At 63.3% G+C, this 26,378-nt stretch carries 32 protein-coding genes; 20 read left to right on the top strand and 12 right to left on the bottom strand.

Features of this window, described 5'->3' with window-relative positions; all coding sequences use genetic code 11:
• Positions 1-141: 141 nt before the first annotated feature.
• Entirely contained in the window at positions 142-396 is a 255-nt protein-coding gene (locus PSEEN_RS05765) for a type II toxin-antitoxin system HicA family toxin (RefSeq protein ID WP_011532548.1), read from the top strand.
• On the top strand, positions 393-725 hold the full coding sequence (locus PSEEN_RS05760) for a type II toxin-antitoxin system HicB family antitoxin (protein ID WP_011532547.1): 333 nt from the start codon (positions 393-395) through the stop codon (positions 723-725). Before PSEEN_RS05765 ends, PSEEN_RS05760 begins: the two co-directional genes overlap by 4 nt.
• Position 726: 1 nt before the next feature.
• Here PSEEN_RS05760 and PSEEN_RS05755 read toward each other — a convergent pair whose 3' ends face one another.
• The 5 genes from PSEEN_RS05755 to PSEEN_RS05735 form a co-directional block, all read right to left on the bottom strand.
• Entirely contained in the window at positions 727-1,833 is a 1,107-nt protein-coding gene (locus PSEEN_RS05755) for an NADH:flavin oxidoreductase/NADH oxidase (protein WP_011532546.1), read from the bottom strand.
• A gap of 187 nt (positions 1,834-2,020) precedes the next feature.
• A complete protein-coding gene (locus PSEEN_RS05750) occupies positions 2,021-2,779 on the bottom strand; it encodes a hypothetical protein (RefSeq protein ID WP_011532545.1) in 759 nt (252 codons plus the stop codon).
• The gene (locus tag PSEEN_RS05745; protein ID WP_011532544.1) at positions 2,772-3,047 is read right to left on the bottom strand and encodes a DUF1145 domain-containing protein; all 276 of its coding nucleotides are present in this window, start codon (positions 3,045-3,047) and stop codon (positions 2,772-2,774) included. Before PSEEN_RS05745 ends, PSEEN_RS05750 begins: the two co-directional genes overlap by 8 nt.
• A gap of 100 nt (positions 3,048-3,147) precedes the next feature.
• Positions 3,148-3,867 (bottom strand): PA1041 family peptidoglycan-binding anchor lipoprotein, encoded by a 720-nt coding sequence (locus PSEEN_RS05740; RefSeq protein ID WP_011532543.1) that lies wholly within the window; start codon positions 3,865-3,867, stop codon positions 3,148-3,150.
• A gap of 89 nt (positions 3,868-3,956) precedes the next feature.
• A complete protein-coding gene (locus tag PSEEN_RS05735) occupies positions 3,957-4,649 on the bottom strand; it encodes a PA1041 family peptidoglycan-binding anchor lipoprotein (protein ID WP_011532542.1) in 693 nt (230 codons plus the stop codon).
• A gap of 160 nt (positions 4,650-4,809) precedes the next feature.
• On the opposite strand from PSEEN_RS05735, the gene PSEEN_RS05730 reads away from it, so the two are divergent.
• The 6 genes from PSEEN_RS05730 (at position 4,810) to PSEEN_RS05705 (ending at position 10,366) form a co-directional block, all read left to right on the top strand.
• Entirely contained in the window at positions 4,810-5,304 is a 495-nt protein-coding gene (locus tag PSEEN_RS05730; protein WP_011532541.1) for a DUF6231 family protein, read from the top strand.
• A gap of 5 nt (positions 5,305-5,309) precedes the next feature.
• Positions 5,310-5,786, top strand: coding sequence for a YchJ family protein (locus PSEEN_RS05725; RefSeq protein WP_011532540.1), 477 nt, complete (start codon positions 5,310-5,312; stop codon positions 5,784-5,786).
• Between the two features lie 2 nt (positions 5,787-5,788).
• Complete coding sequence (locus tag PSEEN_RS05720) at positions 5,789-6,265, top strand: LEA/WHy family protein (protein ID WP_011532539.1); 477 nt, start codon at positions 5,789-5,791, stop codon at positions 6,263-6,265.
• A gap of 7 nt (positions 6,266-6,272) precedes the next feature.
• Positions 6,273-6,476 (top strand): SEC-C metal-binding domain-containing protein, encoded by a 204-nt coding sequence (locus PSEEN_RS05715; RefSeq protein WP_011532538.1) that lies wholly within the window; start codon positions 6,273-6,275, stop codon positions 6,474-6,476.
• A gap of 185 nt (positions 6,477-6,661) precedes the next feature.
• Positions 6,662-9,097, top strand: a complete 2,436-nt coding sequence (locus PSEEN_RS05710) for a penicillin acylase family protein (RefSeq protein WP_011532537.1) — start codon at positions 6,662-6,664, stop codon at positions 9,095-9,097.
• Between the two features lie 153 nt (positions 9,098-9,250).
• Entirely contained in the window at positions 9,251-10,366 is a 1,116-nt protein-coding gene (locus PSEEN_RS05705) for a succinylglutamate desuccinylase/aspartoacylase family protein (RefSeq protein WP_011532536.1), read from the top strand.
• A gap of 19 nt (positions 10,367-10,385) precedes the next feature.
• Here the strand turns inward: PSEEN_RS05705 and PSEEN_RS05700 are convergent, their stop codons facing one another.
• A complete protein-coding gene (locus PSEEN_RS05700) occupies positions 10,386-10,616 on the bottom strand; it encodes a hypothetical protein (protein WP_011532535.1) in 231 nt (76 codons plus the stop codon).
• 98 nt (positions 10,617-10,714) lie between these two features.
• Positions 10,715-11,281: a dCTP deaminase gene (gene dcd / locus PSEEN_RS05695; RefSeq protein ID WP_044487781.1), complete on the bottom strand. Its 567-nt coding sequence runs from the start codon at positions 11,279-11,281 to the stop codon at positions 10,715-10,717.
• Positions 11,282-11,608: 327 nt separating this feature from the next.
• On the opposite strand from dcd, the gene PSEEN_RS05690 reads away from it, so the two are divergent.
• Entirely contained in the window at positions 11,609-11,818 is a 210-nt protein-coding gene (locus PSEEN_RS05690) for a cold-shock protein (RefSeq protein WP_003254922.1), read from the top strand.
• Positions 11,819-11,997: 179 nt separating this feature from the next.
• Here the strand turns inward: PSEEN_RS05690 and apbC are convergent, their stop codons facing one another.
• On the bottom strand, positions 11,998-13,092 hold the full coding sequence (gene apbC, locus PSEEN_RS05685) for an iron-sulfur cluster carrier protein ApbC (RefSeq protein ID WP_011532534.1): 1,095 nt from the start codon (positions 13,090-13,092) through the stop codon (positions 11,998-12,000).
• Positions 13,093-13,250: 158 nt separating this feature from the next.
• On the opposite strand from apbC, the gene metG reads away from it, so the two are divergent.
• The 8 genes from metG to PSEEN_RS26825 all read left to right on the top strand — a co-directional run bounded on the left by metG (position 13,251) and on the right by PSEEN_RS26825 (position 19,678).
• Positions 13,251-15,290, top strand: coding sequence for a methionine--tRNA ligase (metG, locus tag PSEEN_RS05680; RefSeq protein WP_011532533.1), 2,040 nt, complete (start codon positions 13,251-13,253; stop codon positions 15,288-15,290).
• Between the two features lie 71 nt (positions 15,291-15,361).
• The gene (locus PSEEN_RS26970; RefSeq protein WP_011532532.1) at positions 15,362-15,910 is read left to right on the top strand and encodes an Rnf-Nqr domain containing protein; all 549 of its coding nucleotides are present in this window, start codon (positions 15,362-15,364) and stop codon (positions 15,908-15,910) included.
• On the top strand, positions 15,907-16,671 hold the full coding sequence (locus PSEEN_RS05670) for an RnfABCDGE type electron transport complex subunit B (protein WP_011532531.1): 765 nt from the start codon (positions 15,907-15,909) through the stop codon (positions 16,669-16,671). The genes PSEEN_RS26970 and PSEEN_RS05670 overlap by 4 nt, the downstream gene beginning before the upstream one ends.
• Positions 16,658-17,629, top strand: coding sequence for an RnfABCDGE type electron transport complex subunit D (locus PSEEN_RS05665; RefSeq protein ID WP_011532530.1), 972 nt, complete (start codon positions 16,658-16,660; stop codon positions 17,627-17,629). Before PSEEN_RS05670 ends, PSEEN_RS05665 begins: the two co-directional genes overlap by 14 nt.
• Positions 17,626-18,240 (top strand): RnfABCDGE type electron transport complex subunit G, encoded by a 615-nt coding sequence (locus PSEEN_RS05660; protein WP_011532529.1) that lies wholly within the window; start codon positions 17,626-17,628, stop codon positions 18,238-18,240. Before PSEEN_RS05665 ends, PSEEN_RS05660 begins: the two co-directional genes overlap by 4 nt.
• Complete coding sequence (locus PSEEN_RS05655) at positions 18,233-18,754, top strand: Rnf-Nqr domain containing protein (protein ID WP_044487773.1); 522 nt, start codon at positions 18,233-18,235, stop codon at positions 18,752-18,754. The genes PSEEN_RS05660 and PSEEN_RS05655 overlap by 8 nt, the downstream gene beginning before the upstream one ends.
• 4 nt (positions 18,755-18,758) lie before the next feature.
• Positions 18,759-19,397 (top strand): endonuclease III, encoded by a 639-nt coding sequence (nth, locus tag PSEEN_RS05650; RefSeq protein WP_011532527.1) that lies wholly within the window; start codon positions 18,759-18,761, stop codon positions 19,395-19,397.
• Positions 19,398-19,501: 104 nt separating this feature from the next.
• Complete coding sequence (locus PSEEN_RS26825) at positions 19,502-19,678, top strand: PA3496 family putative envelope integrity protein (RefSeq protein WP_011532526.1); 177 nt, start codon at positions 19,502-19,504, stop codon at positions 19,676-19,678.
• A 46-nt stretch (positions 19,679-19,724) separates the two neighbouring features.
• Here the strand turns inward: PSEEN_RS26825 and PSEEN_RS05640 are convergent, their stop codons facing one another.
• The gene (locus tag PSEEN_RS05640) at positions 19,725-20,351 is read right to left on the bottom strand and encodes a response regulator transcription factor (RefSeq protein WP_011532525.1); all 627 of its coding nucleotides are present in this window, start codon (positions 20,349-20,351) and stop codon (positions 19,725-19,727) included.
• Between the two features lie 374 nt (positions 20,352-20,725).
• Here PSEEN_RS05640 and PSEEN_RS25965 point away from each other — a divergent pair, with 374 nt between their 5' ends.
• A complete protein-coding gene (locus PSEEN_RS25965; RefSeq protein WP_011532524.1) occupies positions 20,726-21,253 on the top strand; it encodes a hypothetical protein in 528 nt (175 codons plus the stop codon).
• Positions 21,254-21,307: 54 nt separating this feature from the next.
• Here the strand turns inward: PSEEN_RS25965 and PSEEN_RS05630 are convergent, their stop codons facing one another.
• A complete protein-coding gene (locus PSEEN_RS05630) occupies positions 21,308-22,525 on the bottom strand; it encodes an argininosuccinate synthase (protein ID WP_003254941.1) in 1,218 nt (405 codons plus the stop codon).
• 128 nt (positions 22,526-22,653) lie between these two features.
• Positions 22,654-23,631 carry a flagellar protein MotY gene (locus tag PSEEN_RS05625; protein ID WP_011532523.1) on the bottom strand — a complete coding sequence of 326 codons (978 nt, stop codon included), beginning with the start codon at positions 23,629-23,631 and terminating at the stop codon, positions 22,654-22,656.
• Positions 23,632-23,761: 130 nt separating this feature from the next.
• Here PSEEN_RS05625 and pyrC point away from each other — a divergent pair, with 130 nt between their 5' ends.
• Both pyrC and rnt read left to right on the top strand, forming a co-directional pair.
• On the top strand, positions 23,762-24,808 hold the full coding sequence (pyrC, locus tag PSEEN_RS05620) for a dihydroorotase (RefSeq protein WP_011532522.1): 1,047 nt from the start codon (positions 23,762-23,764) through the stop codon (positions 24,806-24,808).
• 59 nt (positions 24,809-24,867) lie between these two features.
• Positions 24,868-25,479 (top strand): ribonuclease T, encoded by a 612-nt coding sequence (gene rnt, locus PSEEN_RS05615; RefSeq protein WP_275679263.1) that lies wholly within the window; start codon positions 24,868-24,870, stop codon positions 25,477-25,479.
• 164 nt (positions 25,480-25,643) lie between these two features.
• On the opposite strand, the gene PSEEN_RS05610 is transcribed toward rnt, so the two are convergent.
• The gene (locus tag PSEEN_RS05610; protein ID WP_009684560.1) at positions 25,644-26,246 is read right to left on the bottom strand and encodes a peroxiredoxin; all 603 of its coding nucleotides are present in this window, start codon (positions 26,244-26,246) and stop codon (positions 25,644-25,646) included.
• Positions 26,247-26,378 lie beyond the last annotated feature (132 nt).

Below are 26,378 nucleotides of genomic sequence, written 5' to 3'. Positions count from 1 at the left end.
TGCTGTGATTAAGGCCGGTCGGGGCTCTGCTCCCGCCGGCTTTTTACTGCCCCTTCGGCAGAATATTCCCTGTCATTGCGGCTGCTGCTGCCTACCGCCCATCCATTGAAGCACGCACCACTGGTATCACAGACTGATACCATGAATAATCACCAGCGCGCATTACTCGAACTCGTATTCAAGAAACCTGTTCCTCGAACACTGGACTGGCAGCGCCTGGAGTCGCTATTGGTGTCGCTCGGCGCCAAGGTCGTCGAAGGCAGAGGGTCCCGCGTGCGTTTCGAGCTCAACGGCGAGGTCGCGACATTCCACCACCCTCATCCCGACCGGCACGCCAAACCCTACCAGGTACGGGACGCCCGTCAGTTCCTGGAGCAGGCAGGAGTCACACCATGAACGTCATGAACTACCGCGGCTATTCAGCCCGTATCGAATACAGCGACGAAGACCAGTTGCTGATCGGCCACATCGCCGGCATCCGTGATGTGATCGGCTTCCACGGCGAGTCGATCGCCGAACTGCGTCAAGCCTTCGAGGAGGCTGTCGACGACTACCTCGACACCTGCCTGCGCCTGGGACGTGAACCGCAGAAAGCCTACTCCGGAAAGCTCAGCCTGCGCCTGGAGCCAGCCCTCCACGCCAGCGTGGCCGCCAAGGCCGAACTGGCGCAGAAGAGCATCAATCAGTGGGTGAGCGATATTCTCAGCCAGGCAGCCTGCGGCTGAGTCAGTCGCGCAGGTCCGACTCGTGAATCGGGTTCGCGCGGCTGGTCGCCCGCTGGTACTGGGCCGGCCAGGTGGCCTTGTTGCCGCCCAGGTCATCGTCGGCATGCAATGGCCAGTACGGGTCGCGCAGCAGTTCCCGGGCAAGGAAGATCACATCGGCCTGGCCGGTGCGCAGGATGTGCTCGGCCTGAGCTGGTTCGGTGATCATGCCGACGGTGCCGGTGGCGATCTCCGACTCCTTGCGCACACGCTCGGCGAAGCGGGTCTGGTAGCCAGGGCCCGTCGGGATCTCGGCATTGACCGAGGTGCCGCCCGAAGAGACGTCGATCAAGTCGACACCCAACCCCCGCAGGCGGCGAGCCAGTTCGACGGTTTCATCCGGGTTCCAGCCGTCCTCGACCCAATCGGTGGCCGACACCCGGACGAAAACAGGGAGATCCTCTGGCCAAGCCTTGCGCACTGCTTCGGTCACCTGCAGGGTCAGGCGAATGCGATTCTCGAAGCAACTGCCGTAGTCGTCACGACGTTGGTTGCTCAAGGGAGAGAGGAACTGGTGCAGCAGGTAGCCATGGGCGGCGTGGATCTCGACGACCTTGAAGCCGGCTTTCAACGCGCGCTCGGTTGCCGCTACGAACGCGTCGACAACGCCCTTGATCTCATCGGTGGTCAGTTCGCGGGGTGGGGTGTGCTTTGGATCGAAGGCAATCTTCGAAGGGCCTACCGGCTGCCACCCCCCGTCCTCCGGTTTGACGCTACCTGGCTTGCCCAGCCAAGGCCTGTAGGTGCTGGCCTTGCGGCCGGCGTGGGCAAGCTGGATGCCGGGCACGGCGCCTTGGGCGGCGATGAAGCGGGTGATGCGCTGCAGTGGCGGGATCTGGTCGTCATGCCACAGGCCGAGGTCCTCGGCAGTGATACGCCCGTCGGCAGTGACGGCGACGGCTTCACTGATCACCAGGCCTGCGCCACCAACGGCGCGGCTGCCCAGGTGTACCAGGTGCCAATCGTTGGCCAGACCGTCGACAGCGGAATACTGGCACATGGGGGAAACGGCGATGCGGTTGGGCAGGGTCAGCTGACGCAGGGTGTAAGGCTCAAGCAGCAGGCTCATGAGAGCACCTCCCAGGGGACTCCGAATGGTTGTCCGGTCCGGGCGCTCTTGGTGGGGATTGGGCCGGTGCCGGTCTTTTTCAGACTAGACCATTGGCGTTGGAGCTTCGCCTTTCGCGTACGAGGTTGAAGGTGTGTGGGCCGATCCATTGATAATGAACCTGCCCGCAACGCCCAAAACCATCCATTCACAACCGCTGAATGATCAGCTCTCCGGAAGCCCCCGCCAACCCAGGCTGCCCTTCCCGCCCTGGCCGTCCATTGGCCCCGGCATCGGTGCTGTAGACCAGGCAACCCTTGCTTGCCCCTCCCACGCCGGCGCGCCCCGCGGCCCCCGGCTTCCCTGGCGCGCCGCCATCCAGCCGAACCACGATCCGCTCGCGCGGGAAGCTGTCAGGCACCGCGAGACGGACCCGTCCACCCGATGCCCCATCATGCCCATTGCCACCATCATCGCCATTGGCCCCACGGCTGGCCTGCCCCCAGGTACAACCACCCGATTTGCCATTGGCGCCATCGAGCCCGAAATACCCCGGCGCCCCCGCGCCGCCGCGGGCATCGATTGCCAACCGGTCAGCCTCCAGTTCAGCCAATCGCAACTCAAGGTTGCGGCCCGGGCGCGCACTGCGCTCGTAAGTGCCTGGCGCACCCGGTGCACTGATCTCGCTGCCTTCGCCCTGGGAGGCATGGGCCACCGCGATACTCAGCGCTCCCTCGGCCGGTGCAACGGCAATGCGCGCATCACGGCCCAATTCAAGCCGGTCGATCTTCAGCTCGCTCAAGCTCGCCGGCAGCAGCAAGGTCCCCGAGTCCGCTACCCGCAAATGCTGCAGGTGCACGCTGGCCGCCTTGTTCGGCAGGCGCAACATGGAATGGGCGGCAACTTCGAGACTTTCGGCCTGGGCCATGGGGGCCACCAATGCGGCCAGCAACATCAATTTACGCATGGCTCGGCGCCTCCTGCGGCCTGGGAATGGACATGACATGGAAAATACCGGTCAGCAGGATCTGCAGCCGGTCGAACCAACGATGGCTGCGCCCGCGCAAGCTACCGTTGAAGAAGAGAATTTCGAGCACATGCAGCGTCAGCAGGAAGATGCCTGCGGCATTGATGAGAAGATTGAGCGGCAACGGCTGCGGCATGAACAGATTGACCAGCACCACCCACCAGAACACCACCGTCAGAGCCTTGCCCAGGCCCAGGATGAACTTCATACCCCGCCCCCGATCGATTTGTTGTTATGTCGAAGCGGCCCGGTCGAGCGGGCCGCGACGGCAACAGTACCCCTAACGCCAGGCAACGCGCCAGAGGGGTTCAGTTGAGGTGCAGCTCCACCCGTCGGTTGTGCGCCCGGCCTTCTTCGGTGTCATTGTCGGCCACCGGTTCACTCTCGCCACGGCCCTGGCTGGTCACCTTCTCCGGCGCCAGCCCCTGGCTGATCAGGTATTCGGCGACGCTGCTGGCGCGGCGCTCGGACAACCCTTGGTTGTAACTGTCGGAGCCAACGCTGTCGGTGTGACCGATGACCTTGATGCTGAGCACCGAAGGGTCGTTGAGTTTGGGCAGCAAGTTGTGCAAGCGTTCCTGGGCACCGGCCTCAAGCCTGTCGGAGTTGAAGGCGAACAGCACCTGGCCCTGATCGTCGAGGGTGATCACTTCGGATATCGCGGCGGGCTCGGGTTGTGGCTGCGACGGTGGGTATTGCGGCAGCGGGCAACCCATGTGATCGACCCGGGTGCCGGCGGGTGTGTCCGGGCAACGGTCGCGGCGGTCGAAGACCCCATCGCCATCCTCGTCACCGTCCTGGGCGTAACAGATCAAGCCACCGGCAATCGCCCCTGCGGCGCCGGCACCGGCCGCCCAGCTTGAGCTCTCGATGGCCCCCAGGCCACCGCCGACCAGCCCGCCCAGCAGGCTGCAGAGGGGCCAGGTCCTTTGATTGAGGGGCGCGCTGCCATCGCTGTGGGTGGCGCAACCTGCCAGCAGGCTCGTGGCCACCACCAGCGGCAGCGCCGCCTTCGACAAAACACGCATGGTGAATGCTCCTGTGTCACCGGCCGCTTCCGGTCACACAGGAGTAAAGACGCGCCCGCGTCACTTCTCAAGGCTCGGGCGCACGGCCATCAACGCTGGATCTTGATCTCGGTGCGACGGTTCATGGCACGCCCATCGGCCGTGGCATTGTCGGCGACCGGTTGGGTTTCACCTGCTCCCACCACCGAAACGAAGCTGGCGCGCGGGACCCCGCTTTCAACCAGGTACTCGACCACCGAACGAGCACGTGCTTCGGACAGTTTCTGGTTGTACTTATCAGAACCGACACTGTCGGTGTGGCCGGTGACACTCAGGCGCGCACTCGGCGCTTCCTTCTTCAGGCGTGTGGCAATGGTGTTGAGGCGCTCCTTGTCGTTTGCAGTCAGGCGCGCCGAATCGAACTCGAAACGCACGTCACGGATGACGATGACTTCTTCCTTCTGTACCACCACCTCTTCGACCACCGGTGCCGGCGCTGGTGGGCAGCCGTTGGCGTCGACCTGCACGCCACGCGGCGTGCCCGGGCATTTGTCGCGGCTGTCGGGCACGCCATCGCCATCCTCGTCGCCATCGCCATGGGCCCAGCAGTACCCGGCCGCGAGGCCACCACCGAGCAAGGCGCCCCAGCCAGCCCAGCTGGAGCTTTCTATGGCGCCCAGGGCCGCGCCGCCCACGCCCCCGACGGCAGCACACTTCGGCCAGTCGGTTTTCTGCAAACCTGCACAACCAGTCAACACACTGGTGAGCAGAACCAGGGGTATCGCTGTGCGTACTATGCTCATCTTGTTGCTTCTCCTAGGGGGAATCGGTGCTGAACCGACGCTCTGGGAGTAAAGACCGCCGTTTCCCGCTCTGCCAGCAATAAGCCACGACACAGCTTGCTCCCTCTTTGCCATCCCGCCTGGGGCCGCTAGTCTTGAGCGATCTGAACGAGGAATGGCAATGACCGAGGTTTTCTCTCCACGCACACCCCAGCAGGCGCTGGCCGCCCTGCTCGAGCGCTTCACGCCCCGTCGTCTGCTGCTGGTGGGCGCGCGTTTCCCGGCACTCGACGCCTTCGCCGCGGCGCATCCGGACACCCACATCGAGGTCGCGGCACCCGGCCCGCTGCCGGCGGCAGTGGCCGCGCAGCGCTTCGACCTGGCCGTGCTGGTCGATTGCCTCGAACACCTGCCCAAGCGCGCCGGCCTGGAGTTGCTGGGGGGCATCCGCAACCTCAATGCCAGCCGGGTGGCGGTGCTCACCGACCTGGCCGCCAGCGGCTGGCACGACACCGACTTCTTCGCCCTGGCGCTCTCGGCCAGCGAAAAATTCCAACGCGACGAGCAGGTGCTGAGCCTGTTCACCTATGATCTGCATGACTACAAGCAGGTCCCGGACTGGCTCAATGCCAGGTTCTGGGCCAACCCTGAAAACTTTGGCAAGTACTGGTGGTGATTCAAATGAGTGTCTCGGTCTGCCCCTGCGGCACTGGCAACCTGCTCGACGCCTGCTGCGGGCATTATCACGCCGGGACCCCGGCACCGGACGCGCAGTCACTGATGCGCAGCCGCTACAGCGCCTACGTGCTGGGCCTGGTGGACTATCTGGTCGGCACCACCCTACCCGCCCAGCAGCCCGGCCTGGACCGTGCCGGCATGGCCGCCTGGAGCGCCCAGAGCACCTGGCTTGGGCTGGAGGTGGAAAGCGCCGAGGTGTTCGGCGGGCAACCCGAACATGCCTTCGTCACCTTCACCGCACGCTGGCACGACACCGACGGCGATCACCAGCACCGCGAACGCTCGGCCTTCGTCCAGCATGCCGGGCGCTGGTATTTCATCGACCCGACCGTGCCCTTGAACGCCGGGCGCAATGATCCCTGCCCCTGCGCCAGCGGGCAGAAGTTCAAGAAGTGCTGCGCCAGTTATCTCGGTAGCTGAACATGCGCGCCCTGGCCCGCCTGCTGACGCTCAGCCTCCTGTTGGGCTGGCTGGCGGGCTGCGCCAGTTGGGGCGAGGACACCTGGCGTCAGCCCGAGGTGCATCTGGTCAAGGTGGAGAAGGTCAGGATGCACCTGCACCAACAGGAATTCGTGCTCCACCTGCAGGTCGACAACCCCAACGACGAACGCCTGTTCATCCGCACCATCGACTATTCGGTGCACCTGGGCGACCTGCTGCTGGCCCAGGACGAGGTCAGCCTGTGGCGCAGTGTCGGCGGCCATGCCCGGCGCACCTTCAAGATCACCGCACGCACCAACCTCTGGCAGCACCTCAAGCCCCTGGCCAAGCTGCTGCGCAGCAAGCAGCCACTGCAATACCACCTGCGCGGCGACCTGGCTACCGGCCTGTTCATCCATAGGGACCTGCACTTGTCGCGCAGTGGTGAGATAATCCCCGGCGATCTAATACCGGAGTAGTCCCGCAATGACCCAGCAACCCCATGTCCATGGCCCCGACTGCAACCACGGTCACGACCATCACCATGATCATGACCACGGCCATGTGCACGGCCCACACTGCAACCATGGCCACCAGGAGCCGGTGCGCAACGCCCTGAAGGACGTCGGCCGCAACGACCCTTGCCCATGCGGCAGCCAGAAGAAGTTCAAGAAATGCCACGGCGCCTGAAGCCGTAACACGCTTCGCGCGGCAAGCTTGCAGCAGGAACTGGTCGGCACACAGCCCACTTTCCGCTCGCAGCTTGCCGCTGCCGACCATTCGTAAATAAAGCGTCCCGACACCTTGCACGGCGACTGCGCGCTCACTACCTTAGCGCCTTTCAAAACCCCGCCACGCCTTGCAGGAGCCCCGTCATGGCCGCCGCCGTCCTTCCTCCATTCCGCCCCCGCTTCGGCGCCGCCGCCGCGCTGCTCGGCATGCTTGCACTCGCCGGCTGCCAGATGGGCGGTTACCAGGACAGCGTGCCACCGACCACGGGCGTGCAACCGCTCAAGGGCCTGGCGCAGAACGTCTCGATCCGTCGCAACGACATGGGTGCCCCGCTGATCGAAAGCAGCAGCTTCCACGACGCGCTGTTCAGTCTGGGCTACGTACACGCCAGCGATCGCATCGGGCAAATGGTCGGCATGCGCCTGCTGGCCCAGGGGCGTCTGGCCGAGCTGGCCGGGCCCGATGCCCTGGAAATCGACCGCCTGATGCGTGCCGCCAACCTCAAGCAGAGCGCAGGGCAGCTCTACGCCGACGCCTCGCCGCGGCTCAAGCGCTTCTTCGAGGTGTATGCCCGCGGGGTCAACGCCTACCTGTTCCGCTACCGCGACAAGCTGCCCGCCGAGCTGGCCCGCAGCGGCTACCGCCCGGAGTACTGGAAGCCCGAGGACTCGGCGCTGATTTTCAGCCTCTACGCCTTCAGCCAGTCGGTGAACCTGCAGGAAGAACTCTCGGCCCTCACACTCGCGCAGAAGATCGGCACGGACAAGCTGGCCTGGCTGCTGCCCGGCGCCCCCGACGAGCCATTGGCCGACAGCGAAGTCGACAAGCTCAAGGGCCTGAACCTGGCCAGCCAACTGCCGGGCCTGGCCTCGCTCGCCGCCGCCGGCCAGCAACTGGCCGACCTCGGCCTGCTGGGCAGCCCGGGTTCGTCCAACCTGGCCCTCGCCCCCGAGCGCAGCCGCAGCGGCAAGAGCCTGCTGGCCAGCGACAACCGCGCGGTCTGGGCGCTGAGCCCGGTGCAGATCCACACCGGCAAGTACCAGGTCGGCGGCCTATCGCTACCCGGTCTGCCGATCGTGCTGGCCGGTTACAACGGCAAGCTGGCCTGGAGCAGCAGCGCCGTGATGGCCGATAACCAGGACTTGTTCCTCGAACAGGTGCGCCGCCAGGGCAACCAGCTGAGCTACCTGGCCGACGGCAAGTGGCAGCAGGCCCGCGCGCGCAACGAAACCTTCTTTGTGCGCGGCCAGCGCCCCCAGCGCGAGGTGATGTACGACACCCGCCACGGCACCCTGCTGCCGGGCCACGGCAGCCTGGCACTGGCCCTGCACTTGCCGCAGCTCAAGGACGACCGCAGCCTCGATGCCCTGTTCGACCTGACCCGCGCCACCACCGTGGAGCGCGCCTTCGACAGCACCCGCGAAGTCGCCGCCGCCGCCCTGAACTTCGTGTTCGCCGAACCCGGGCATATCGGCTGGCAAGTCAGTGGCCGCTACCCCAACCGCCGCGAAGGCCAGGGCCTGCTGCCCTCGCCGGGCTGGGACGGCCGCTATGACTGGGACGGCTACGCCGACGCGATGCTGCACCCCTACGATCAGGACCCACCGGCAGGCTTCATCGGCCACGCCAACCAGCGCAGCCTGCCGAAGGGCTATGGCATGCAGCTGTCGAGCACCTGGTACTACCCCGAGCGCGCTGAGCGCCTGGCCCAGCTGGCCAGCAATGGCCGCCACGACAGCCGCAGCCTGATGGCCCTGCAGAACGACCAGGTCACGCCGCTGGCCGGCAAGCTCAAGCAGATGTTCGACGCCCCAGGCATGGCCCAGCCCCTCAAGCAGGCTATCGAGGCCCTGCCGGCGGCCCAGCGCGACAAGGCCCGCGACACCCTGGCCCGGCTCAAGGCCTTCGATGGCCGGCTGAGCCCGGTGTCGGCCGATGCCGCGCTGTACGAACTGTTCCTCCAGGAGGTCACCCGCCAGACCTTCCTCGACGATCTTGGCCCGGAGTCCGGCCCGGCCTGGCAAGCGTTCGTCGGCAATGCCCAGCTGTCCTACTCGGCCCAGGCCGACCATCTGCTCGGCCGCGACGACAGCCCGTTCTGGGATGACCGCGGCACGCCGCAGAAAGAAGACAAACCTACTGTCCTGGCTCGCAGCCTGGCAGGTGCGATCGATGCGGGCACCGCCCAGCTCGGTGCCGACCGCCGCGCGTGGCAATGGGGCAAGCTGCACCAGTACCGCTGGCCGGCGCCCAACTACCAGGGGCTGGGCGACAACCTTGCCCGCTCGCCGATGGCCGCTGGCGGCGACTTCAGCACCCTGGCGTTGACCCCGTATGCCTGGGGCAGCAGCTTCGAAACCCGCCTGCCCGCCTCGGCGCGGATGATCGTCGATTTCGGCCAGGCCGAACCGCTGCAAGTGCTGACCAGCAGCGGCCAGTCCGGCAACCCGGCGAGCCGTCATTACAGTGATGGCCTGGATGCCTGGTTCAAGGGGCGCTTCACCAGCCTGCCGCTGCAACCGCAGAACTTCGCGCGCGCCTACGGTAGCCAGCGCTTGACGCTGGTGCCCGGCAAGTAGACCTTTCGCCAGCAAGGCTGGCTCCTGCAGGTAGGAGCCAGCCTTGCTGGCGAACCGGCGCCCGGAGCGTTCCAGGCCGGACAATGATGCACGGAGCACGAACTTGTGCTTCTATCCATCATCCCGGACCAGACCGTTTCCATCAGGACCACCATGCACCATTCGACCCACGACCTGCTGTCCCCCGTCCCCGGCATCGCCCGCCAGTTGCACAGCTTCCACTTCGGCCCACGCGGCGCTGGCAAGGTGTACATCCAGGCCTCGCTGCATGCCGACGAACTGCCGGGCATGCTGGTCGCCTGGCACCTCAAGCAGCGCCTGGGTGAACTCGAACAGCAAGGGCGGCTGCGCCGCGAGATCATCCTGGTGCCGGTGGCCAACCCGGTGGGCCTGGAGCAGGTGTTGCTGGACGCCCCCCTCGGCCGCTTCGAACTGCAAAGCGGCGAAAACTTCAATCGCAACTTCGTCGACCTGTCCGACAGTATCGGCGACCAGGTCGAGGCCCACCTGACCCAGGACCCGGCCCATAACGTGGCACTGATCCGCGAATACCTGCGTCGCGGCCTCGACGCCCACCCCGCGCACACCCCACTGCAATCCCAACGCCTCACCCTGCAGCGCCTGGCGTGCGACGCCGACATGGTGCTCGACCTGCATTGCGACTTCGAAGCCGTCGAGCACCTCTACACCACACCTGAGGCCTGGCCTCAGGTCGAGCCGCTGGCGCGCTACCTGGGCGCCCAGGCCAGCCTGCTGGCCACCGATTCGGGCGGCCAGTCGTTCGACGAGTGCTTCAGCCTGGTCTGGTGGCAATTGCAGCAACGCTTCGGCAAACGCTTCCCGATTCCCCAAGGCAGTTTCTCGGTGACCATCGAACTGCGCGGCCAGGCCGATGTCAGTCACCCGCTGGCGAGCCAGGACTGCCAGGCGATCGTGGACTTCCTCACCCACAGCGGTGCGATCGAAGGGCAACCCGCACCACTGCCGGCCCTACGCTACCCCGCGACCCCACTGGCGGCGGTGGAACCGCTGACCACTCCTTTGGGCGGGTTGCTGGTCTTCCATGCCAAGCCTGGACAGTACCTGGAAGCCGGACAGCTGATCGCCGAGGTCATCGACCCACTGAACGATCGGATCACGCCGCTGCACAACACCCAGGCAGGCCTGCTGTACGCACGCAGCCTACGGCGAATGGCAACGGCGGGCATGGTGGTCGCCCACATCGCCGGTGAACAGGTATGCCGCAGCGGCTACCTGCTGGGTAACTGACAGCCCGCGGGCGCCTTGATCACGCCACCGGTGCCGGTGGCGGTTCGTCGGGCAAGGTCGGCTCACCCGGTTCCATGGGTGGATGCTCACCGGGTTCAGCCGGCTGAGGCGTATCAGGGTCGGGCTGGTGCGGTACACCACCCATCTGCATCGGTATGGGTGGGTGAGCGAGAAGCGACCAGGCGAGCAAGCCGATCTGATTCGGCTGCAGCACGGCCAGCTTTCTGCTGATGGCGGGGTCCAGTTTCATGGGCTGCTCCTGACGAGAACCGGCACGCGTGCTGCGCGCCGGGATCGGTTCTGTCATTGGAGTGCCAGGCGGGGAAGTAATTCCCCGCGCTTGTCGGCTCAGGTACGCGGCAGGGTGACACCGCGCTGGCCTTGGTACTTGCCTCCACGGTCCTTGTAAGAAACTTCACATTCTTCATCGGACTCGAGGAACAACATCTGTGCCACGCCTTCGTTGGCGTAGATTTTCGCTGGCAACGTGGTGGTGTTGGAGAACTCCAGGGTCACGTGGCCTTCCCACTCCGGCTCGAGCGGGGTGACGTTGACGATGATGCCGCAGCGCGCGTAGGTGCTCTTGCCCAGGCAGATGGTCAGGACGTTGCGCGGGATGCGGAAATACTCGACGGTGCGCGCCAGGGCGAAGGAGTTCGGTGGGATGATGCACACGTCGCTCTTGACGTCGACGAAGCTGCCGGCATCGAAGTTCTTCGGATCGACAGTCGCCGAGTTGATGTTGGTGAACACCTTGAATTCGTCGGCGCAACGCACGTCGTAGCCATAGCTGGAGACACCGAAGGAGATGACCCGGCTGTCGTGCTCGCCACGGATCTGGCGCTCGACGAACGGTTCGATCATGCCGTGTTCCTGCGCCATGCGGCGAATCCACTTGTCCGATTTGATGCTCATGGCGGGGTGTCCTGAAGAATGCGAGGTAAAAAACGAGATGCGCATCTTACCGGTCCCGGCGCCCGGGTTAAAGTTCCTTGCCCCATCCCGCGCCGGACGGGGCCTGCGCAGGCCGCCGATCCGAATTTCGCCAAAGCGCTTCTTGGCCATTGGCAGGCCGTGGAAAGTGGGTTAAGGTGGCGCCACTGTGCTGCACGTGACACCGAGAATCTCTAGTTTGATGCACGATACTCATCGGCCCATCGCTGAATTTTCTGCTCTCTTTGCGCTCAGTCCCGGTCAGGGTGTTTCCTGACCGTAATCAACTTTGTCCAAGGAGACAGAAACATGTCCAACCGTCAATCCGGTGTTGTTAAGTGGTTCAACGATGAGAAAGGCTACGGCTTCATCACCCCTCAGTCGGGCGACGACCTGTTCGTGCACTTCAAAGCCATCCAAGCTGACGGCTTCAAAACCCTGAAAGAAGGCCAGGCTGTTACTTTCGTCGCTACCCGCGGCCAGAAAGGCATGCAGGCTGAAGAAGTTCAGATCGCCTAAGTCGATCTCGCTTCCTAGCTTTCAAAAAAAACCCGCCATTGGCGGGTTTTTTTGTACCTCGGCGATCACCCTACTGTAGGAGCCAGCCTTGCTGGCGAACCAGACAACGCGGTGGATGGCACCGGCTATGCCGGTATTCGCCGGCAAGGCCGGCTCCTACGGATATCACGCCAGGACCGTCAATCTTCGCTGACAGTGATGCTCGGCATTGCTGGCGCTGCCGCTTCCTGCAACACGATCCGCGCCCCCACCTGACGCGCCAGCTCCTGATACACCATGGCGATCTGGCTTTCCGGCTCGGCGATGGCGGTCGGCTTGCCACTGTCGGCCTGCTCGCGGATCAGCATCGACAGCGGCAGCGAGGCCAGCAGCTCTACACCATATTGCGCCGCCAGCTTCTCGCCGCCGCCCTCACCGAACAGGTGCTCGGCATGGCCGCAATTGGAGCAGATGTGCACGGCCATGTTCTCTACCACGCCCAGCACCGGGATGTTGACCTTGCGGAACATCTCCACGCCTTTCTTCGCGTCCAGCAGGGCAAGGTCCTGCGGGGTAGTGACGATCACCGAACCCGCCACCGGTACTTTCTGCGCCAGGGTCAGCTGGATGTCGCCAGTGCCCGGCGGCATGTCGATCACCAGGTAATCGAGGTCATCCCAGGCAGTTTGCGTGACCAGTTGCAGCAACGCCCCCGAAACCATCGGGCCGCGCCAGACCATCGGCGTGTTGTCGTCGGTGAGGAAGGCCATGGACATGACTTCGACCCCATGGGCCTTGATCGGCACGAACCACTTCTGCTCGCGCACCTGCGGGCGGGTGCCTTCAGGGATGCCGAACATCACCCCCTGGCTTGGGCCATAGATATCGGCATCGAGAATACCCACCCGGGCGCCCTCACGGGCCAGGGCCAGGGCCAGGTTGGCAGCGGTCGTCGACTTGCCGACCCCACCCTTGCCCGAGGCCACGGCGATGACGTTCTTCACGTTGGCCAGGGCCGGCACCTGGGCCTGGGCCTTGTGGGTGGCGATCACGCAATCGATCGTCACCCGGGCCGATGCGACACCGTCGAGGTTCTCGATCGCGGTCTGCAGCACCTGGGCCCAGCCACCCTTGAACAGGCCGGCGGCATACCCCAACTGCAATTGCACGCTGACCTGCCCGGCCTGGATGTCGATGGCGCGCACACAACCGGCGCTGACCGGATCCTGGTTCAGGTAAGGGTCGGTGTACTGACGAAGCACGCCCTCGACGGCGGCACGGGTGACGGCACTCATGGAGACTCCCATTGGCAAACTGAATACGTGACAGGCGCCTATGCTAACCCGTCAATCGTCAGCAGATGCGAACGCGGGGTGAAATAAATTCTCCAGCCCTTTATAGTGGCCGATCACCCTCATTTTTTACCCGTAGCCAGATAAGTAGCCGAGCCACCATGTCCGAGCCACGTCAGATTCTCGTCACCAGCGCCCTGCCCTATGCCAATGGATCCATCCACCTTGGCCATATGCTCGAGTACATCCAGACTGACATGTGGGTTCGCTTCCAGAAACTGCGCGGCAATCAGTGCGTCTACGTCTGTGCCGACGACGCCCATGGTTCGGCGATCATGTTGCGCGCCGAGAAGGAAGGCATCACGCCAGAACAGCTGATCGCCAACGTCCAGGCCGAGCACAGCAGCGACTTCGCCGACTTCCTGGTCGACTTCGACAACTTCCACTCCACGCACAGCGAGGAGAACCGCGAGCTGTCGGGCCTGATCTACACCCGCCTGCGCGACGCTGGGCACATCGCCACCCGTTCGGTGACCCAGTACTTCGACCCCGAGAAGGGCATGTTCCTCGCAGACCGCTTCATCAAGGGCACCTGCCCCAAATGCGCGGCCGAGGACCAGTACGGCGACAACTGCGAGAAATGCGGCGCCACCTACGCCCCGACCGAACTGAAGAACCCGAAGTCGGCGATCTCCGGCGCCACCCCGGTGCTGCGCGACTCGCAGCACTTCTTCTTCAAGCTGCCAGACTTCCAGGCCATGCTGCAGCAGTGGACCCGTAGCGGCACGCTGCAGGATGCCGTGGCCAACAAACTCGCCGAATGGCTGGACTCGGGCCTGCAGGAATGGGACATCTCCCGTGACGCACCGTACTTCGGCTTTGAAATTCCGGGCGAGCCAGGCAAGTACTTCTATGTCTGGCTGGATGCGCCGATCGGCTACATGGCCAGCTTCAAGAACCTCTGCGCGCGCCGCCCGGAGCTGGACTTCGACGCTTTCTGGAGCGAAGGTTCCAAGGCCGAGCTGTACCACTTTATCGGCAAGGATATCGTCAACTTCCACGCCCTGTTCTGGCCGGCCATGCTCGAAGGCTCGGGCTTCCGCAAGCCCACTGCGGTCAACGTGCACGGTTATCTGACTGTCAACGGCGCAAAGATGTCCAAGTCGCGCGGCACCTTCATCAAGGCCCGGACCTACCTCGATCACCTGCAGCCGGAATACCTGCGCTACTACTACGCCGCCAAGCTCGGCCGTGGCGTCGACGACCTCGACCTGAACCTCGAAGACTTCGTGCAGAAGGTCAACTCCGACCTGGTCGGCAAGGTAGTCAACATCGCCAGCCGCTGCGCCGGTTTCATTCACAAGGGCAATGACGGCGTGATGGTGGCCGGCGATGCCGCACCCGATCTGACCGAAGCCTTCCTCGCCGCCGCCCCGTCCATCGCCGAGGCTTACGAAAGCCGCGACTTTGGCCGCGCCATGCGCGAGATCATGGCCCTCGCCGACCGCGCCAACGCCTGGATCGCCGACAAGGCTCCGTGGTCGCTGGCCAAGCAGGAAGGCAAGCAGGAAGAGGTTCAGGCTATCTGCGCCCAGGGCATCAACCTGTTCCGCCAGCTGGTAATTTTCCTCAAGCCGGTACTGCCACTGCTGGCCGCCGACGCCGAGGCGTTCCTCAACGTTGCCCCGCTGACCTGGAACGACCACCTGTCCCGCCTGGAAAACCACAAGCTCAACCCGTTCAAGGCACTGATGAGCCGCATTGAGCCGGCCAAGGTCGAAGCCATGATCGCCGCCAGCAAGGAAGACCTGCTCGCCGCAGAAGCCAAGGCACCCGCCGGCAATGGCGAACTGACGAAGGATCCACTTTCGGCCGAGATCGAGTTCGACACCTTCGCCGCGGTCGACCTGCGCGTCGCGCTGATCGTCAAGGCTGAAGCCGTGCCGGGCGCCGACAAACTGCTGCAATTGACCCTGGACATCGGTGACGAGCGTCGCAACGTGTTCTCCGGCATCAAGTCGGCCTACCCCGACCCGAGCAAGCTGGAAGGTCGTCTGACCATGATGGTGGCCAACCTCAAGCCACGGAAAATGCGTTTCGGGGTATCTGAAGGCATGGTCATGGCAGCCGGCCCTGGCGGCGAAGAGATCTACCTGCTGAGCCCTGACAGCGGCGCCAAGCCTGGTCAGCGCATCAAGTAAGCCCCGAGCCCCGGTCCATTGGCCGGGGCATTTCCATCCAGCGCCTGCTTTGCGAAGCGGTAGGCATTGTCATGAGCGACTACGTCCTGGTCCTGGTCAGCGCCACGCTGATCAATCTCCTGGCCTTGCAGCCGGGGCAAGCCGAGCGCGATCGACTGCATGTGCTCGGCCTGTGCAGTGGTCTTCTGCTCCTGCTCGGGCTTCCTGGCAGTGTGTTGCTGGAGCGCTACGTGCTAGCCCCTCTGCAGTGGCAGAGCTTGCAGTTGTTCCTGTTGCTGCCGCTGATGATGGCCCTGGCCTGGGGCCTACCGCATGCATTGCAACGGCTTCGCCCGAACTGGCCCACGAACGGCCTGCAACCCTTGCTGATGGGCAACGTCGCGCTGCTAGGCTTGATGTTGCAACTCACCGCAGAAGGCCACGGCCCATGGCAGGCCCTGATCCGGGGGGGGTTGGCTGGCGCGGGCTTCTGGCTTGCTCTCGTCCTCTACAACGACCTGCGCGAGCGCAGCCGCCATGCAGAAATACCCGTGGCCTTGCGCGGCTTGCCGATCGAGCTGCTCGGTGCCGGCGTGATGGCCTTGGCGTTCTCAGGGCTCAATGGACTATTCACACAATGAGTCTGATTCAACGCATCGACGCCCTGCTGCCGCAGACACAATGCGGCAAATGCGGCCATCCCGGCTGTCGGCCTTATGCCGAAGGCCTGGCGGCGGGCGAAGCGATCAACAAGTGCCCACCCGGTGGCCGCGAGACCATCGCGGCCCTGGCCGAGCTGCTCCAGGTACCGATCATCGCGCCCGACACCACGCGCGGCCAGGCCCCTGCGCAAGTCGCCTCCATCCGTGAAGCCGAATGCATCGGCTGTACCAAGTGCATCCAGGCATGCCCTGTGGACGCCATCGTCGGCGCAAGCAAATTGATGCACACCGTGATTGCCATTGAATGTACCGGCTGCGACCTATGCCTGCCCGCCTGCCCGGTCGACTGCATCGATATGCGCCCCCTGCCGGACAACGTCGTGCCCATCGTCGATGGAATTGCCCACACCGACGAACAGCGCCAGGCACGCAGTCAACGTCGCAATCAGGCCCGACAACGCCACGAACGGCGTAAGGCGCGCCTGCATCGTGAAATAGTGCGACGCCAAGCGGAACGCGATGCCCGTCAGCACCAGGCGAACCTCACAAGCGCAAGCGATGTCGCACTCAAACAGGCAAAAATGGCCGTGGCAATCAGCCAGGCGCAACTCGGCAAGGCACGCAACGCCTTGGGTGCCACCCCCGACGCGACCCAACTCGCCCAGTTGCACGCGCTGGAAGCCGCCAGCGAACACGCCCGCAATCACCTCGAAGAGCTGCAAGGCCATGCCCGCGCCTGACCCGCGCCTGCGCAACGCCATGGGCGTGGTCCTGCTGGGCTGCGCCCCGGGTATCCTGGCACTGTTCTGGCTGCAGGGCTGGGGCGTGCTGATCAACCTGATCCTTTGCGCCAGTGCCGCACTGCTCACGGAGGCGCTGCTACTCTCCTTGCGCAAACAGCCCATGGAAAGCGCCCTGAGTGATTGCAGCGCACTGGTGACCGCCGTGTTGCTTGCCGCCGCATTGCCCAGCCAGGCCCCCTGGTGGCTGCCGTTTTGCGCCACGGTCGTTGCCATCGGCCTGGGCAAACAGGCCTTTGGTGGCGTCGGTCGCAACCTGTTCAACCCCGCCATGGTTGGCTACGCATTCGTCCTGCTGAGCTTCCCCCAGCAGATGCACCACTGGCCTGGCCAGGCGGCGGGTCTGATCGACAGCCTGCTGCAGGCCTTCAACCCAGGCGACCAGATCGACGCCTGGGCAAGCCCGACCGTGCTCGATGTACTGAAGCACAATCGCAGCCTGACGATCGACGAGTTGTTCAGCCAGAACCCGGCCTTCGGCAATCTGGGGGGACGCGGTAGCGAATGGGTGAACCTGGCATTCCTGCTGGGCGGTCTGTTCCTGCTGCAACGCAAGGTGTGCACCTGGCACGCCCCAGCGGGCCTGCTCGGCGCCATCTTCCTGTGCAGCTTGCTGGGCTGGAATGGTTCAGGTTCAGACTCCCACGGCTCGCCACTGCTGCACCTGTTCTCAGGCTCGACCATGCTTGCCGCGTTCTTCATTGCCACCGAGCCGATTTCCGGCTGCCGGCGCCCGCTCGCCCGCCTGGTGTTCGGCATGGGCAGCGGCCTGTTGATCTACCTGATCCGCATCTGGGGCAATTTTCCCGACGGCACCGCGTTCGCCATCCTGCTGATGAACCTGGCAGTACCAGGCCTGGATCGTTGGGCAGAGCGCCGAGAACAGGTGCAAGCATGAACGCTCGCGCAGGCACGGCCCTCGTGTTGGTTGCAGTCACCGGGCTTAGCGTGGGCCTCAGCCTGGCCTGGCGACACTGGACCGCCGACAGTATTGCTCAAGCCGAACGCCAGTTGCAGGAACGCCAGTGGTTGGCGGTGCTACCTCAGGGCAGCTATGACAACCAGCCATTGCTGGGGCCCGTTGAGCTGGCAGACTCGACCTTGCGCCATAGCCGCCTGCTGGCCGGCTACCGCGCAACGCGTGCCGGCAAGTTGTCGGCCGTCATACTGCGCAGTAGCTTGCAGGGCTATGGTGGGCCGATCGAACTGGCCATCGCAATTGATGCCCAAGGCCGGCTGATCGGCATCCGGGTGCTTCACCAGCAGGAGAGCCCCGGCCTGGGCGACCAGTTGGCCAACCCGACATCGCGCTGGCTCGACCAGTTTATCGGCAGTCGACGTGACATCCCTCCCGAACAGGCTTGGGCGCTGAAACGCGATCAGGGTGCGTTCGACCAACTGGCCGGAGCGACGGTGACCTCGCGCGCCGTGATCAACGCCATTCAGGATGCATTGCGTTACTTCGACGCGCATAAGCCACGCCTTACCAACGAGACTGCCGATGAATAGATACGGGTTGCTGATTGCCAGCCTGCCCCCCCTGATCGGTGCAACCGGGACAATCATGCAGGCCGCGGCCATAGCCGCTTGCAGCCTGCTTCTGGTGAGCCTGCACCAAGGCTTGATGGCCCCGCTACGCAATACGCTCGCCCCCCTGCCACGGCTGTATGCAAGCCTCATGCTGGCGGCAGCCCTGGCAACATGCCTGCAACTCGGACTACGCGCCTGGGCCCTGCCCCTGACGCAGAGCTTGGGGTACTACCCGACGCTCCTGGTCTTGCCGTGCCTCGCCATTGACCTGCTGCTACCCGCCACGGACCGCTGGCGCCCATTGCTGGCCCACCTGTGTGGCCTGTTACTGGCTTGCCTGGCGCTGGCCACTTGCCGCCAACTGGCGAATGACTGGCTGGGGCTACATATCGCCCTGCTCGCCCCTGGCGCCCTCATACTGCTCGGCCTGCTGCTGGGCTTGTACAATCACCTGCGCCCGCCTACCTCACCTCGTCGTCAAGGAACCCTTTGACCCCATGAATGCCGCCAAACGCCTGGAGATCTTTCGCAGGCTGCATGAAGACAATCCTGACCCCAAGACCGAACTGGCTTATTCAACACCTTTCGAACTGCTGATCGCCGTCATCCTCTCGGCCCAGGCCACCGATGTGGGTGTCAACAAAGCCACCGCGCGCCTGTTCCCCGTGGCCAACACCCCACAAGCCATTCACGCGCTTGGCGTGGAGGGGTTGAGTGACTACATCAAGACCATTGGGCTCTATAACAGCAAGGCGAAGAATGTCATCGAGACCTGTCGCCTGCTGGTCGAACAGCACGATGGTGAAGTGCCGCAGACCCGTGAAGCACTCGAAGCCTTGCCCGGTGTGGGGCGCAAAACCGCAAATGTCGTGCTCAACACCGCCTTCCGCCAGTTGGCCATGGCAGTCGACACGCACATTTTCCGCGTCAGCAATCGCACGGGCATCGCCCCCGGCAAGACCGTTCTGGAAGTAGAGAAAAAGCTGCTCAAGTTCGTCCCCAAGGACTATCTGCTCGACGCCCATCACTGGCTCATCCTGCACGGGCGCTACGTTTGCCAGGCCCGCAAGCCCCGCTGCGGCAGTTGCCGTATCGAGGACCTTTGCGAATACAAGCACAAAACTTCGGACGATTGAGGCGGCAGGTAAAAACTGCTCAATACGATTGAAAAAATCTTTTTTACCCGCTTCGTGATTCCCGCTATAAGGACGGCCAAGGGCCCTTTGGCTTGGAGTGACGCATGAGCACCGATAAAGAAGACTTGGCTATCGACGAAGATTTCCAGAGCGCGGACGAGGACGTGGAACCCCAGGCCGAACCGGCCAAGACCAACCTCAGCAAGCGCCGCACCATTGACAACATGCTGGAAGAACGACGCCTGCAGAAGCAATTGGCCGACTTCGACTACGACCTGTAGCACAGTCAAGAAAAAGCCTCCTGAACGGAGGCTTTTTCTTTGGCATTCAGGCCAGACCGTGGCGCTGGGCCAGTTCGATGAGGTCCACCAGGGACCGTGCATTGAGCTTGAGTAACAAACGCGTCTTGTAGGTACTCACCGTCTTGTTACTGAGGAACATGCTATCGGCGATTTCCTTGTTGCTCTTGCCGCGCGCCAGTTGTTGCAACACCATCATCTCCCTACCAGAGAGCCGCTCGACCATCTCCACTTCCGTCCCGCCACCCACCCCAGTCTTGCCCTTGTGCAACGCCTGATTGGGAAAGTAACTGTAGCCTGACAGCACAGCCTTGATCGCACTGAGCAACTCTGTCAGGTCCTGCTGCTTGCAGACATAGCCAGCAGCGCCTGCCTGCATGCAGCGCATCGAGAAATGCCCTGGAGCCTGGGAAGTCAGTACCAGCACCTTGCTCGCAGGACTGACCAAGGTTATCCGGGCGATGACTTCCAGTCCATCGAGCTTGGGAATCCCAATATCCAGAATGACAATATCGGGTAGATGATCCCGTGTCAGTTGCAAGGCATCCACACCGTTGTCGGTTTCCGCCACCACCTCGTAACCATGCCGCTCCATCAGCATGCGTACCGCCAGGCGAATGACCGGGTGATCATCCACGATCAGCACTTTGTTCATGCGATATCCATTGTTTCGTTATTTTTAATTACGACACTCCACCATAACCGAACATCGCAACGCTTTATGCAACGGTTTCCTTGGCAGAGACATTCCAAGAAACTACTTACTCCATTTAAGGAAATTTCCTACATGCATCCCCCGATACTCAAGGGCGTGCCCCCTGCAGGCTGCAGCGTTAAAAAAATAGCACTGGCGTGGACGGGATAAAATCGCAAATCAATTACACTCTGCGCAGGAAACTTCAACTTCCCACGCAGAATATTCAAATCCATGAATCGATAAGTCGGTTTTCCTCACAAGGAACCAGCACCAACTGATCCTGTGCTGTCAAACAGACTACTGATGAGCCATACCCATCGCAGGCACTTATCATGAGTCAAGAATCAATCAGCCCACTGGCCCTCATCGCCGTATTCGCCGGAGTCATCGAAGCCTCAGCACTGGCTTCGCTGCCATTCCTGAGCGAAAGTAGTCAGACCATCTACACATGGTTTCTGGTGGGATTTCCGTTTTTTCTGACGGTATTGTTTTTCCTGACGCTCAATTTCAACAGCAATACGTTGTTCGCCCCCGACAAGCACGATGCGCCTGCGCCCTGCCATACTCCAGACAAAGCATCACCCTCCCAGACCTCCAGTACACCTCCCGACAACCTGGCTCCCCGAACCAGTGCCGAGAAGCCACCTGAGCCAGGCGAAGAACCCATGGTCATTGCAATCTCCGGCCCGGACAGCCGCAAGCTGATCGAGAACCAGGTACTGCGCCTGATCAATCGCCCGGTTCGAGCGGCCCGGCGCTGGACGTTGTACAACCTGGATACACGCACATGCATCCAGTTCAAGGTCAGCCCCATGCAGGGCAATCTCGAAACGCCCCCGAACATCCATCACCCAAGCTGAGCAACAGGCAACAAAAAACCCGGCCAAGGCCGGGTTTTTCATCACCATCCAAACTCAGAGCAGCGAACGCCCCTTGTTGGCCGCGATACGCATGCGCAGTGCATTCAACTTGATGAAACCTGCCGCGTCAGCCTGGTTGTAGGCACCACCATCTTCCTCGAAGGTCGCGATGTTGGCATCGAACAACGAATCGTCAGACTTGCGGCCGACAACGGTCACGTTGCCCTTGTACAGCTTCAGGCGGACGACACCGTTCACATTGACCTGCGAAGCGTCGATCATCTGCTGCAGCATCAGGCGCTCAGGGCTCCACCAGTAGCCGGTGTAGATCAGGCTGGCGTACTTCGGCATCAGCTCATCCTTCAGGTGAGCGACTTCGCGATCAAGGGTGATCGACTCGATGGCGCGGTGGGCTTTGAGCATGATGGTGCCGCCCGGAGTTTCGTAGCAGCCACGGGACTTCATGCCGACGTAACGGTTCTCGACGATGTCGAGGCGGCCGATACCATTGGCGCCACCGATACGGTTCAGGTCGGCAAGCACAGTGGCAGGCGACTTCTCGACGCCGTCGATGGCGACGATGTCACCGTTGCGGTAGGTCAACTCGATGTAAGTGGCCTGGTCCGGGGCGTTTTCCGGGGAGACGCTCCAACGCCACATGTCTTCCTCGTGCTCGGTCCAGGTATCTTCCAGGACACCGCCTTCGTAGGAGATGTGCAGCAGGTTGGCATCCATCGAGTACGGCGACTTCTTCTTGCCGTGGCGCTCGATCGGAATGCCGTGCTTCTCGGCGTAGTCCATCAGTTTCTCGCGGGACAGCAAGTCCCACTCACGCCACGGGGCGATAACCTTCACACCGGGCTTGAGCGCATAAGCGCCCAGCTCGAAACGCACCTGGTCGTTACCCTTGCCGGTCGCACCGTGGGAAATGGCATCGGCGCCGGTTTCGTTGGCGATCTCGATCAGACGCTTGGCGATCAGCGGACGGGCGATGGAGGTACCCAGCAGGTACTCGCCTTCGTAGACGGTGTTGGCGCGGAACATCGGGAAGACGAAGTCACGCACGAATTCTTCGCGCAGATCGTCGATGTAGATTTCTTTCACGCCCATCGCCTGAGCCTTGGCGCGGGCCGGTTCGACCTCCTCGCCCTGCCCCAGGTCAGCGGTGAAGGTCACCACTTCACAGTTGTAGGTGTCCTGCAGCCACTTGAGAATCACCGAAGTATCAAGGCCGCCGGAATACGCCAATACGACCTTTTTTACGTCCGCCATGCCATCACTCCACGGGATTGTACGGAAAGGCGTTGATTCTACCGACGTTGCCGAAAAATTTACAATGGGGCGACAGCTTGTGACGACAAAGCGACAGTAACTGTCGAGGGCGCGACCCGTGGTCGCACTCAGGCCTTGGTTGCCGTAGCAGGTTTCACGGGGGCTGCGGCAGGCGCAGAAGGCGTGGCCGGAATCGGTGCGGCCGCGGCCGGCACCGCAGGTGCAGCAGGCTTTTCCACGGGCTTCTCCACCGGGGTCACGCGGTCTAGCTGAATATTCACTCGGCGGTTGCGCGCACGGTTGGCGGCACTGTTGTTCTTGGCCAGTGGATAGCGCTCGCCATGGAAACGCACGGTGATCTGGTCTTCCGGCACACCATGGGCCTTCAGGTACTCGGCCACTGCCAGGGCACGGCGACGGGAGGTGTCACGATTGGTCAGGCGATTTCCGCTGTTGTCTGAATGGCCGTCGAGCTCAATGTGGTTGACCGACGGGTCGGCCTTCAAGTAGTCGAGGACCACATCCAGACGGGCACGCCCCGCAGCGTCCAGCTCGATCCCCGCACCAGGAAAGCCGACCTGGGTCTGGCGGATCTGGTCGAAGTTCATCGGCAACAGTTTCGCGGCGCACGCCTGGTAGTCGCCATAGGCCTTGGTGAAACTCACCGGGAGCACATGCACTTCCATGGGCCGACCACCTTCGCCGGCATAATTGCGCACCACCGTGCTGCGCCCATCGAGCAAGCCATTGATCAGGCGGCTGGCCTGACCCTGGGACGAAGTGAACAACACCCCCGTGCGGGCCATGCGCACAGCACCCAGGTTGACATCGCCGCGCCCCGGTTGCCAGGGCGCTGCCGCCGCCAACAACGTGGCGGAACCGGCCCCCAGTACATTACTGTCCGAACGCAATTGGAAGGTCGGCTGCTCGCCGGCGCGACGCACGAACTCACCGCTGCCGAAGCCGTCGATCGGCTGGATCAGGCGACACTCGAACTGGTCTCCCTCGACTTTCCAGGCAACGTTCTCCACGCGGGTCTGGAAGGTCAGGGCCCCGGCCGGCAAGCTGGCGACGAGGGTGAACAGGGCTAGGTAACGCTGGCGCACGGGCGGCTCCACAGATTCTGACGGCTTACCTCAAGGCTATCGGTCGCTCGTCGGAAAACTTGATAGCCGTGCTTGAACAGGGGTTTTCCGGTAGGATTGGCTTCTGAGTTCGACCCGCCTGGAATCCCCAATGTCCGATCGCCTGACCCTCCTGCGCCCCGACGACTGGCACATCCATCTGCGCGATGGTGCCGTCCTGCAACATACCGTCGGCGACGTGGCGCGCACCTTCGCCCGCGCCATCATCATGCCCAACCTCGTACCGCCGGTACGCAACGCCCTCGAGGCCGGTGGCTACCGCGAGCGCATTCTCGCCGCGCGCCCGGCCGGCAGCCGTTTCGAACCGCTGATGGTGCTCTACCTGACCGACCGCACCAGCCCCGAGGATATCCGCGCGGCCAAGGCCAGTGGCTTCGTGTATGCCGCCAAGCTCTACCCGGCCGGCGCCACTACCAATTCCGACTCGGGCGTGACCAGCATCGACAACATCTTCCCGGCGATCGAGGCCCTGGCCGAGACTGGCATGCCCCTGCTGGTGCACGGTGAAGTGACGCGCAGCGAGATCGACGTGTTCGACCGCGAGAAGCGTTTCATCGACGAGCACATGCGCCGCCTGGTCGAACGCTTCCCAACGCTGAAGGTGGTGTTCGAGCACATCACCACCGCCGATGCCGCACAGTTCGTCACCGAGGCCCCGGCCAACGTTGGCGCAACCATCACCGCCCAGCACCTGCTGTACAACCGCAACCACATGCTGGTCGGCGGCATCCGCCCGCACTTCTATTGCCTGCCCATCCTGAAGCGCAACACCCATCAGGTCGCGCTGCTCGATGCCGCCACCAGCGGCAATCCGAAGTTCTTCCTGGGCACCGACTCGGCCCCCCACGCCAAGCACGCCAAGGAAGCCGCCTGCGGCTGCGCCGGCTGCTACACCGCCTACGCCGCCATCGAGCTGTACGCCGAGGCGTTCGAGCAACGCAACGCGCTGGACAAGCTCGAAGGCTTCGCCAGCAAGCACGGCCCGGACTTCTACGGCCTGCCACGCAACACCGACACCATCACCCTGGTGCGTGACGAGTGGACCGCCCCCGACAGCCTGCCCTTTGGTGACAACACCGTGATCCCCCTGCGCGCCGGTGAAAAACTGCGCTGGCGCCTGCTGGAGGACAACGCGTGAGCGAAGACCTCTACGAAGACGACCAGGACAGCCAGGTCAGCAGCGGCTCGCGCCATCCCATGGCCGAACGTTTCCGCGGTTACCTGCCGGTGGTGGTGGATGTTGAGACCGGCGGTTTCAACAGTGCCACCGACGCCCTGCTGGAAATTGCCGCCGTGACCATCGGCATGGACGAGAAAGGCTTCCTGTTCCCCGAGCACACCTACTTCTACCGGGTTGAACCGTTCGAAGGGGCCAACATCGAGGCGGCCGCACTGGAGTTCACCGGCATCAAGCTAGACCACCCGCTGCGCATGGCGGTGAGCGAGGAAAGTGCGCTCACCGACATCTTCCGGGGTGTGCGCAAGGCCCTGAAGGCCAACGGCTGCAAGCGAGCGATTCTGGTCGGGCACAACAGCAGCTTCGACCTGGGCTTCCTCAACGCCGCCGTGGCGCGCAACGACATCAAGCGCAACCCGTTCCACCCATTCTCCAGCTTCGACACGGCTACCCTCGCCGGCCTCGCCTATGGCCAGACCGTATTGGCGCGGGCCTGCCAAAGCGCGGATATCGACTTTGATGGCCGCGAGGCCCACTCGGCGCGTTACGACACAGAGAAGACCGCCGAGCTGTTCTGCGGCATCGTCAACCGCTGGAAAGAAATGGGCGGCTGGCGCGATTTCAACGATTGAACCCCGCCCCTGTAGGAGCCGGCCTCGCCGGCGAACACCGGCAGCGCCGGTGCCAGCCACCGCGCATCCTGGTTCGCCGGCAAAGCCGGCTCCTACAGGGTGGCGCTCAATCGTAGATATAAAAAAACCGGCCTCATGGGCCGGTTTTTTTATTCGCGTGGCAATTACAGCTTGCCAGCGTTCTCGCTCAGGTAAGCCGCAACACCTTCCGGCGAAGCGTTCATGCCCTTGTCGCCTTTCTTCCAGTTGGCCGGGCAGACTTCGCCGTGCTCTTCGTGGAATTGCAGGGCGTCGACCAGGCGCAGCAGCTCGTCCATGTTACGGCCCAGTGGCAGGTCGTTGACGATCTGCGAACGAACAACACCGTTGGTGTCGATCAGGAAGGCACCACGGAAGGCCACGCCGCCTTCGGACTCGACGTCGTAGGCCTTGCAGATTTCGTGGGTCATGTCGGCAGCCAAGGTGTACTTGACCTGGCCGATGCCGCCATTGTTGACCGGGGTGTTACGCCAGGCGTTGTGGGTGAAGTGCGAGTCGATCGACACGCCGATCACTTCCACGTTGCGTGCCTGGAAGTCAGGGATGCGGTGGTCCAGGGCGATCAGCTCGGACGGGCAGACGAAGGTGAAGTCCAGCGGGTAGAAGAACACCAGGCCGTACTTGCCCTTGATGGCCGAGGCCAGGTTGAAGCTGTCGACGATCTCGCCGTTGCCCAGCACGGCCGGTACGGTGAAGTCAGGGGCTTTTTTGCCTACGAGTACACTCATTCGATTTCTCCTGATGAGGGGTAAAACCTTGCCCGGATGAGACGTGCCCACCCGGAATCCGACAAAGGCCGACCATCATACACGGCTTAGGGTGACAGGCCGAATCTCTACCACCGGTCGCTCAAGGACGCC

Origin of the sequence: Pseudomonas entomophila L48 (assembly GCF_000026105.1) — a bacterium.
Lineage (GTDB): Bacteria > Pseudomonadota > Gammaproteobacteria > Pseudomonadales > Pseudomonadaceae > Aquipseudomonas > Aquipseudomonas entomophila.
Note: the sequence above shows the minus strand (reverse complement) of the source record. Positions and strands in the feature narration are given on the sequence as shown.